Below are 9,738 nucleotides of genomic sequence, written 5' to 3'. Positions count from 1 at the left end.
GCTCGCCCCGGCGGGGCCCCCGCCCCCCCCCCCCCCACCCACGACAGGACCCAGGTCCGTCCCCACCCGACTCAAGGAGGGGCATGTCCCACGCGCCCGCACCCGGTCCCCGTGTCGTGGTCATCGGCGCCGGCATCGTCGGCTGCTCGCTCGCCGACGAGCTGACCGCCCGCGGCTGGAGCGATGTCACGGTCCTCGAACAGGGCCCGCTCCCGGCCCCGGGCGGTTCCACCTCGCACGCCCCGGGTCTCGTCTTCCGGACCAATCCGTCGAAGACGCTGAGCGCGTTCGCCGGGTACACCATCGAGAAGTTCAGCGCACTCGAGGTCGACGGCCTGCCCTGCTTCAACCCGGTGGGCGGTCTGGAGCTGGCCACCACCGAGGAGCGGCTGGCCGACCTCCACCGCAGGGCCGGTTACGCGGCGTCCTGGGGCATCCGCGGCGAGCTGGTCTCCGCCGGGCGGTGCAAGGAGCTGTGGCCGTTGCTGGACACGAGCAGGATCCTCGGCGGGTTCTTCACCCCGGACGACGGCCTGGCCCGTGCCGTCCCCGCCTGCCGGGCCCAGATGGAGCGTGCCCGGAGCCGCGGCGCCCGGTTCCTGGAACGGCACACCGTCACCGGCATCGGGCAGGAGGACGGCCGGGTGACGGGTGTCGTCACCGACCGGGGTGTCTTCCCGGCCGACCACGTCGTGTCGGCGGCCGGCTTCTGGGGTCCGGTCGTCGGCCGGATGGCGGGTGTCGACGTGCCCCTGCTGCCGCTCGCCCACCAGTACGCGAGGACCCGGCCCCTGCCGGAGCTCGCGGGCCTCAACGACCCGCGCACCGAGGCGTCCCGGCCGATCCTGCGGTTCCAGGACCGCGACCTGTACTTCCGTGAGCACACCGACAGGATCGGTGTCGGCAGCTACGCCCACCGGCCGCTGCCCGTCGACCCGTTCACCGTCCCGGCCTACGACGAGGCACCGGTCATGCCGTCCTCGTACCCGTTCACACCGGAGGACTTCGCACCGAGCTGGCGGGACTGTCAGGAGCTGCTGCCCGCGCTCGCCGGGAGCGGGGTCGAGGAGGGGTTCAACGGCGTCTTCTCCTTCACGCCGGACGGGATGCCCCTGCTCGGCGAGGCCCGCACGCCGCGCGGATTCTGGCTCGCCGAAGCCGTGTGGGTCACCCATTCGGCGGGGGTGGCCAGGGCCGTCGCACAGTGGATGGTGGAGGGGCGGCCCGGGATCGACGTCCACGAGTGCGATCTCACCCGCTTCGAGGACGCCCAGCGCTCCCCCGCGTACGTCGCCGACCGCGGGGCCCGGCAGTTCGTCGAGGTGTACGACGTCCTGCACCCGCTGCAGCCCGTGGAGCAGCCGCGCCCCCTGCGCGTGAGCCCCTTCCACCCCCGCCAGCAGGAGCTCGGGGCGCGCTTCCTGGAGGGTGGCGGCTGGGAACGGCCGCACTGGTACGAGGCGAACGCCCCGCTCGCCGAGGGCGTCGATCTGCCCGGACGGGACTCCTGGTCGGCCCGCTACTGGTCGCCGATCGCCGCCGCCGAGGCACGGGCGACGCGCGAGAAGGTCGCCCTGTACGACATGACCCCGCTGCGCAGGCTGGAGGTCACCGGCCCCGGCGCCCTGACCTTCCTGCAGCGCATGACGACCAACGACCTCGCCAAGAAGCCCGGCGCGGTGACCTACACCCTGATGCTCGACGCGACCGGTGGCATCCGCTCGGACCTCACCGTGGCCCGCCTGGCCGCCGACCGCTTCCAGATCGGCGCCAACAGCCGCGCGGACGAGGACTGGCTGCTGCGCCACGCCCCCGACGACGTGCGGATGCGTGACATCACCTCCGGCACCTGCTGCGTCGGCGTGTGGGGACCTCTCGCCCGGGCGCTGGTGCAGCCGCTGACCCGGGACGACTTCTCCCACCGGGGCTTCGGCTACTTCCGTGCCAAACGGACCCACATCGGCCACGTCCCCGTGACGGCGATGCGGCTGAGCTACGTCGGCGAGCTCGGCTGGGAGCTGTACACCACCGCCGACCTCGGGCTGCGGCTCTGGGACACGCTCTGGGAGGCCGGCCGGGAGCACGGCGTGATCGCCGCGGGCCGCTCGGCCTTCAACAGCCTGCGCCTGGAGAAGGGGTACCGCTCATGGGGCCAGGACATGACCGACGAGGACACCCCGTACGAGGCCGGGCTCGGTTTCGCCGTGCGGATGGACAAGGGCGACTTCGTCGGACGCACCGCTCTGGAGAACGCGGGCGAGCCCCGGCGCAGGCTCACCGCACTGCTGCTCGACGACCCGGCGGCCGTCGTCCTCGGCAAGGAACCGGTGTACGTCGGCGGTCTGCCCGCCGGATACGTGACCAGCGCCTCCTACGGCTACACCCTGGGCCGCTGCGTCGCGTACGCGTGGCTGCCCCCGCTCGGCGCCGGCACCCCGGTACACATCGAGTACTTCGGTGAGAAGGTCCCGGCGACCGTCGCCGACGAGCCACTGTTCGACCCCGGCATGAGCCGCATCCGCCGTTAGGCAGCGTCCGAGGAGGACCCCACCGTGTCACCCACCTATGACGTGATCGTCGTCGGCCTGGGCGGAATGGGCAGTGCCGCCGCCCGCCATCTGTCCGCGCGAGGCGCGCGCACGCTCGGCCTGGAGAAGTTCGGCCCGGTCCACAACCGCGGTTCGAGCCACGGAGGTTCGCGCATCACGCGGCAGTCGTACTTCGAGGACCCCGCCTACGTGCCGCTGCTGCTGCGCTCCTACGAGCTGTTCGACGCCCTGGAGCGCGACACCGGCCGGGACATCGCCACGCTGTGCGGCGGTGTGATGGTCGGCCGCCCCGATTCCCGTACGGTGTCCGGCTCGCTGCGCTCGGCCCGGCAGTGGGACCTGCCGCACGAGATGCTCGACGCGAAGGAGCTCCATCGCCGCTTCCCCACCCTCACCCCCGCCGGGGACGAGGTGGCACTGTACGAGGCGCGGGCCGGGCTCGTCCGGCCCGAGAACACGGTCGCGGCCCACCTCCAGCTCGCCACGCGGACGGGCGCGGATCTGCACTTCGGGGAACCGGTGGTGCGCTGGGAGCCGTACCGCGACGGAGTACGGGTCCATACCGCCGAGAACAGCTACACCGCCGGCCAGCTGGTGATCTGCCCGGGTGCGTGGGCGCCGCAGCTGCTCACGGACCTGGGCGTGCCGTTCACCATCGAGCGGCAGGTCATGTACTGGTTCGAGCCCGAGGGCGGCACCCGTCCCTTCCTCCCCGAGAACCATCCGATCTACATCTGGGAGGACGCGGACGACGTCCAGTTCTACGGCTTCCCCTCGATCGACGGTCCCGGGCTCGGCGCGAAGGTGGCGTTCTTCCGCAAGGGCACCGTGTGCACGCCGGAGACCATCGACCGGGTCGTGCGCGAGGAGGAGGTCGCGGCGATGGCGGAACAGCTCTCCCGGCACATCCCGTCCCTGCCCGGCCGTTTCCTCAAGGCCGCCACCTGCATGTACTCCAACACCCCCGACGAGCATTTCGTGATCGCGCGCCATCCGGAGCACCCCGGCTCGGTGACCGTGGCGTGCGGGTTTTCCGGCCACGGCTTCAAGTTCGTGCCCGTCGTCGGGGAGATCGTCGCCGACCTGGCGCTGAACGGCGTCACCGGGCATCCCATCGAGCTCTTCGACCCGCGCCGGCCGTCCGCGGCGACCGCGCCGCGGACCGTGTCCGCGCCCTCCGCCTGAGGAGTCCGCCTTGACGGCCACCGACCTCCCGCCCAGCCTGATCGCCACGCTGCCCGGCCGCTTCTACACCGACCCGGAGATCTTCCGGCGGGAGCAGGAGCGGCTCTTCGAATCGATGTGGTTCTGCGCCGTGCGCGGCACCGATCTCGACAGGCCCGGTGCGTTCCGTACCGTGCAGGTCGGCCGCGAGAGCGTGATCGTGACCCGTAACCGGGCGGGCGAGCTGCGCGCCTTCCTCAACGTCTGCCGGCACCGCGGCGCCCGGCTGTGCACCGAGGGGTCCGGTGAGTTCCGGCGCGCGCTCCAATGCCCCTACCACGCCTGGACGTACGACCTCGACGGCAAGCTGATCGCCGCGCCGAACCTGGTGAGGATGCCCGACGTCGACCGCAGCGCCTACGGCCTGGTGACGGTGCACCTGCGCGAATGGCTGGGCTACGCGTGGGTGTGCCTGGCCGGCGAGCCGCCGTCCTTCGAGGAGACCGTGATCGGCGCGGCCGTGGAGCGGCTCGGTGACGCGGCGTCCATCGAGCGGTACGGCACGGCGGGGCTCGCGCTCGGCCGGCGGATCTCGTACGACGTGAAGGCGAACTGGAAGCTGATCGTCGAGAACTTCATGGAGTGCTACCACTGCGCGACGATCCATCCTGAACTCACCGATGTGCTGCCGGAGTTCGCGGACGGGTACGCGGCGCAGTCCTACGTGGGGCACGGCGCCGAGTTCGCCGAGGAGGCCGAGGGCTTCACCGTCGACGGCAGTCAGGGGTTCGCCAGACTGCCCGAGGTGGCCGAGGAGCAGGACCGGCGCTACTACGCCATCACGGTCAAGCCCACCGTGTTCGTCAACCTCGTCCCCGACCACGTGATCGTGCACCGGATGTTCCCGCTCGCCGAGGACCGCACGGTCGTCGAGTGCGACTGGCTGTACGCGCCGGAGGTCGTCGAGTCGGGCGCGGACGTGTCGAAGTCCGTGGAGCTGTTCCACCGGGTCAACGTCCAGGACTTCGACGCCTGTGAGCGGACCCAGCCGGCGATGGCGTCGCGCGCGTACCGGGCGGGCGGCGTGCTGGTGCCGGCCGAGCACCATCTCGGGGTCTTCCACGCCTGGCTGACCGAGAAGCTGGGGGGCACCGGTGCCTGATCTGTTCATCGGCGGCGCGTGGACGGCTGCCCGCGACGGGCGCACCCGGGAGATCCGCTGTCCCGCCGACGGCACTCTCGTCGCGGAGGTCGACGAGGCGGACGGCAACGACACGTCCGACGCGATCGCCGCGGCCCGCCTGGCGTTCGACGAGGGCCCGTGGCCGCACACCCGCGCCGCCGGGCGCGGCGACCTGCTGCTGCGCGTCGCCGATCTGATCGCCCGCGACGGGGAGGCGCTGGCTCGCGCCGAGTCCCTCGACACCGGGAAGCGGCTGGTGGAGAGCGCGTACGACGTCGACGACGTCGTGAAGTGCTTCCGGTACTTCGGGCGGCTCGCCCCCGCCGATACCGGCCGGGTGATCGAGACGGGCACGGCGAACACCGACAGCCGGGTGGTGCACGAGCCGGTCGGGGTCTGCGGACTGATCACGCCGTGGAACTATCCGCTGCTCCAGACGGCGTGGAAGGTCGCGCCGGCCCTCGCCGCGGGCAACACCTTCGTCCTGAAACCGAGCGAGCTCACCCCGCACACCGCGATCCGCCTGATGCGCCTGCTCGCCGAGGCGGGGCTGCCCGACGGTGTCGCCAACCTCGTACTCGGCGCGGGCCCCGCGGCGGGTGCGCCGCTCGCCGACCACCCCGACGTCGACCTGCTCTCCTTCACCGGCGCTCTGCAGACCGGCCGCCGGCTGATGGCCGCGGCCGCCGGAACGGTGAAGAAGGTCGCGCTCGAACTCGGGGGCAAGAACCCGAACGTCGTCTTCGCGGACGCCGATGTCGAGGCGGCGGTGGACATGGCGCTGACCGCGGTGTTCTTGCATTCGGGGCAGGTCTGTTCCGCGGGAGCGCGGCTGCTCGTCGAGGACGCGCTGCACGACCGGTTCGTCGACGAGGTCGTGCGCAGGGCCGGGAAGATCCGCCTGGGCGGCCCCTTCGACGAGCGGGCGCAGACCGGGCCGCTCGTCTCGGCCGCCCATCGCGCCAAGGTGGAGGCCTACGTCACGCAGGGCGTCACCGAGGGCGCGGTGCTGCGCTGCGGCGGCTCCCGGCCCGAAGGGCCCGCGTACGACCGGGGCTTCTACTACCTGCCGACCGTCCTCGACGAGTGTCATGCGGGGATGTCGGTGGTGCGGGAGGAGTCCTTCGGCCCGGTCCTGACGGTGGAGCGGTTCCGCGACGAGGACGAGGCCGTGCGGCTCGCGAACGACACGGTCTACGGTCTCGCGGGCGCGGTGTGGACGGGCGACGAGGGCAGGGCCTGGCGCGTCGCGGGACGGCTGCGCCTGGGCACCGTGTGGATCAACGACTACCACCCCTACCTGCCGCAGGCGGAGTGGGGAGGGTTCAAGCAGTCCGGCACGGGGCGGGAGCTCGGTCCGGCCGGTCTCGCCGAATACCGCGAGACGAAGCACATCTGGCGCAACACCGCACCGGAGCCGCAGGGCTGGTTCGCGTGAGACAACCTCTACTGTCCAGGAGCTGATCCATGGAAACTGCGCCACCCTCCCCGCCGGGCGACGACGCGGAGCTCGCCGAGTTCGGCTACCGTCCCGAACTCAAGCGGACGCTCGGCAACTTCCACACCTTCGCGGCCGGCATCTCGTACATCTCGATCCTCACGGGCACCTTCCAGCTCTTCTACTTCGGGTACGCCAGCGGCGGTCCCGCCTATTGGTGGTCCTGGCCTATGGTCTTCGCCGGCCAGTTCACGGTCGCGCTGTGCTTCGCCGAACTGGCCGCCCGCTATCCCGTGGCCGGGTCCATCTACAACTGGGCGAAGAAGGTCGGGAACGGACACGTCGGCTGGCTCGCCGGCTGGATGATGCTCATCGCCTCGATCGTGTCCATCGCCGCCGTGGCCCTCGCCTACCAGTTGACGCTCCCGCAGATCTCGTCCGTCTTCCAGTTCGTCGGGGACGGGACCGGGACGTACGACGTGGCGACCAACGCGGTGGTCCTGGCCGCCGCCTTGATCCTCTTCACGACGGTCGTGAGCGCCTTCGGCGTGAAGCTGATGGCGCGGATCAACACCGCGGGTGTCTTCCTCGAACTCATCGCGACCGTCGTCCTGATCGTGCTGCTCGCGGTGAACGTCGTACGCGGGCCGCAGGTCGTCACCGAGACAGCCGGCAGCGGTTCCGGCCAGCCCCTGGGCTATTTCGGGGCGTTCCTGATCGCCTCGCTCGCCTCGGCCTACGTGATGTACGGCTTCGACACCGCGGCCTCGCTCGGCGAGGAGTCCCTCGATCCCTCGCGGAACGCGCCGCGCGCCATCATCCGTGCGATCGTCGCCTCGTTCGTCCTGGGCGGCCTGGTCCTGATCCTCGCGCTGATGAGCGTGTCGAGTCTGCGCGGCGAGAGGCTTTCCACGGACGGGCTGCAGTACGTCGTCCTCGACGTCCTCGGCCCGACGGCCGGCAAGGCGATGCTGTGGTGCGTACTGATAGCCGTCACCGTCTGCGCGCTCGCGGTGCACACGGCGGCCGTCCGGCTCGCCTTCGCCATGGCCAGGGACAACAATCTGCCCGCCTCCTCCCGGCTCGCGAAGGTCAGCGCGCGGTTCGGCACCCCGATCCTGCCGACCGTGCTCATCGGGGTGCTCGCCCTCGCGATCCTGCTGGTCAACATCCGCCAGCCGCAGATCTTCACCGTGGTCACCAGCATCGGCATCGTGATGATCTACATCGCCTATCTCCTGGTGACCGGGCCGATGCTGGTGGCGCGGCTGCGCGGGCGGTGGCAGCCCGCCGCGGGCAAGTTCTCCCTCGGCCGGTGGGGACTGCCCGTCAACGTCCTCGCCGTGGTGTGGGGGGCGGCGATGACCCTCAACCTCATCTGGCCGCGGTCGGCCGTGTACAACGCGGCGGCCCCGTACCACTGGTACCTGCGCTGGGGCGCAGTGCTGTTCGTCGGCGCGATCGCACTGGGCGGCTTCGGCTACTACTGGTTCGTCCAGCGGCATCGTACGGGCGTCCTCGCCGAACACGCCGCGGTGGCCCGCCCCGGGCCCGCGGCACTCGAGGAGGTCGGCCCCTCATGAGCGGACGGTCCGGAGAGTTCGACTACGTCGTGGTCGGTGGCGGTACCGCGGGCAATGTGGTCGCGGCGCGGCTGAGCGAGGACCCGTCCGTCACCGTGTGCGTCCTGGAGGCGGGCCCGAGCGACGTCGGGGACGACGCCGTCCTGAAGCTGGAACGGTGGATGGGTCTGCTGGAGTCCGGCTACGACTGGGACTACCCGGTCGAGCCGCAGGCCTGCGGCAACAGCTTCATGCGGCACGCGCGCGCCAAGGTGCTCGGCGGCTGTTCCTCGCACAACTCCTGCATCGCCTTCTGGGCGCCCGCCGAGGACCTGGACGGCTGGGCGGCGTCCGGGTGTACGGGCTGGAGCGCGGCGGACCTGTTCCCCCTGTACCGCAGGCTGGAGGACAACGACGCTCCCGGGGACCACCACGGCCGTTCGGGACCGGTGAGGCTGCGCACCCTCAAGGGCGAGGACCCGTGTGGCGCCGCCCTCCTGAAGGCCTGTGCGCAGGCGGGCATACCGACGACGCCGTTCAACACCGGCACGACGGTGGTACGGGGTGCCAACTGGTTCCAGATCAACGCGGACGAGAACAACATCCGCCAGTCCTCGTCGGTGGCCTATCTGCACCCGGTGCTGGGCAAGCGCCCCAACCTGGAGGTGCGCACCGGGGTGCGGGTGAAGAAGCTGACGTTCGACGGGCTGCGCTGTACGGGCGCCGAGTACCTCGACCCGGATCTCGTCCGCACCCGTGCGGTCCGCGCCCGCCGCGAGGTCGTGGTCTCCTGCGGCTCGATCGACTCTCCGAAGCTGCTGATGCTGTCGGGCATCGGCCCGGCGGACCATCTGCGGGAGGTGGGCGTGGAGGTGCTCGTGGACTCCGCGGGGGTCGGCGAGAACCTCCAGGACCACCCCGAGGGGGTCGTCATGTGGGAGGCGAGGCAGCCGATGGCCACCAGGTCGAGCCAGTGGTGGGAGGCGGGCATCTTCTACGACACCGAGCCGGGTCTGGACCGGCCGGACCTGATGTTCCACTACGGCTCGGTGCCCTTCGACATGAACACCGCCCGGCACGGCTATCCGACCTCGGAGAACGCCTTCTGCCTGACGCCGAACGTGACGCGTGCCAAGTCGCGCGGCACGGTGCGGCTGCGGACCCGCGACTACCGCGACAAGCCCCGGGTCGACCCCCGGTACTTCACGCACGAGCACGACACGCGGGTGATGGGGCGCGGCATCGAGCTGGCCCGCCGGATCGCCGCACAGCCGGCGCTGGTCGGGTGGGCGGGCGCCGAGCTCGCCCCGGGCCCGGGTGTCCGCACGGCCGACGAACTGCTCGACTACATCCGTACGACGCACAACACCGTCTACCACCCGTCCTGCACGGTGAAGATGGGAGCCGACCGCGACCCCACGGCGCCGCTCGACGCCCGGCTGCGGGTCAAGGGGGTCGACGGGCTGCGGGTCGCGGACGGGTCGGTCATGCCGGACCTCGTCACCGTCAACCCGTGCATCACGACGATGGTGATCGGCGAGAAGTGCGCCGATCTCCTGCGCGCGGACGCCTGAGGCGACGGGCCCGGCCGGCAGGTCCCGGACGCCGAGCGGCCCGGTGGGCGAACGCGGAGGGCCCCGGCCGGGGCCGGGTCCTGCGCGCGCGTGCGTGGCCCTGCGGCCGGCTACGTCCCTGCGGGCCCACCGGAGCGCGGCGCGGGCGCCGGTGCCGGCCCGGGTGCCGGTGCCGGTACGGGCCCGGGTGCGGGCGCCGGTACGGGCCCGGGTGCGGGCGCCGGTACGGGCCCGGGTGCGGGCGCCGGTACGGGCCCGGGTGCGGGCG

The 9,738-nt window shown here is 71.8% G+C and carries 6 protein-coding genes; all 6 read left to right on the top strand.

Annotation, left to right across the window (positions count from 1 at the left end; all coding sequences use genetic code 11):
* Positions 1-83 precede the first annotated feature (83 nt).
* Genes ACFCZ1_RS03490 through ACFCZ1_RS03465 form a run of 6 tightly spaced genes read left to right on the top strand, consistent with a single transcriptional unit; the run spans position 84 to position 9,470 of the window.
* Entirely contained in the window at positions 84-2,528 is a 2,445-nt protein-coding gene (locus ACFCZ1_RS03490) for an FAD-dependent oxidoreductase (RefSeq protein WP_376676638.1), read from the top strand.
* 24 nt (positions 2,529-2,552) lie between these two features.
* Complete coding sequence (gene solA / locus ACFCZ1_RS03485) at positions 2,553-3,734, top strand: N-methyl-L-tryptophan oxidase (protein ID WP_376676637.1); 1,182 nt, start codon at positions 2,553-2,555, stop codon at positions 3,732-3,734.
* A gap of 10 nt (positions 3,735-3,744) precedes the next feature.
* Complete coding sequence (locus ACFCZ1_RS03480; protein WP_376676636.1) at positions 3,745-4,875, top strand: aromatic ring-hydroxylating dioxygenase subunit alpha; 1,131 nt, start codon at positions 3,745-3,747, stop codon at positions 4,873-4,875.
* Positions 4,868-6,334, top strand: coding sequence for an aldehyde dehydrogenase family protein (locus ACFCZ1_RS03475; RefSeq protein WP_376676635.1), 1,467 nt, complete (start codon positions 4,868-4,870; stop codon positions 6,332-6,334). The genes ACFCZ1_RS03480 and ACFCZ1_RS03475 overlap by 8 nt, the downstream gene beginning before the upstream one ends.
* A gap of 29 nt (positions 6,335-6,363) precedes the next feature.
* Positions 6,364-7,917 carry an APC family permease gene (locus ACFCZ1_RS03470; RefSeq protein WP_376676634.1) on the top strand — a complete coding sequence of 518 codons (1,554 nt, stop codon included), beginning with the start codon at positions 6,364-6,366 and terminating at the stop codon, positions 7,915-7,917.
* On the top strand, positions 7,914-9,470 hold the full coding sequence (locus ACFCZ1_RS03465; protein ID WP_376676633.1) for a GMC family oxidoreductase: 1,557 nt from the start codon (positions 7,914-7,916) through the stop codon (positions 9,468-9,470). The genes ACFCZ1_RS03470 and ACFCZ1_RS03465 overlap by 4 nt, the downstream gene beginning before the upstream one ends.
* Positions 9,471-9,738 lie beyond the last annotated feature (268 nt).

Origin of the sequence: Streptomyces sp. NPDC056224, assembly GCF_042267665.1 — a bacterium.
Lineage (GTDB): Bacteria > Actinomycetota > Actinomycetes > Streptomycetales > Streptomycetaceae > Streptomyces.
The sequence above is the reverse complement of the archived record's forward strand: the minus strand, read 5'-3'. Positions and strand labels throughout refer to the sequence as shown.

Coding starts and splice junctions, on each gene's coding strand:
- ACFCZ1_RS03465 (WP_376676633.1), top strand. CDS start 7,914: ATGAGCGGACGGTCCGGAGAGTTCGACTACGTCGTGGTCGGTGGCGGT.
- ACFCZ1_RS03470 (WP_376676634.1), top strand. CDS start 6,364: ATGGAAACTGCGCCACCCTCCCCGCCGGGCGACGACGCGGAGCTCGCC.
- ACFCZ1_RS03490 (WP_376676638.1), top strand. CDS start 84: ATGTCCCACGCGCCCGCACCCGGTCCCCGTGTCGTGGTCATCGGCGCC.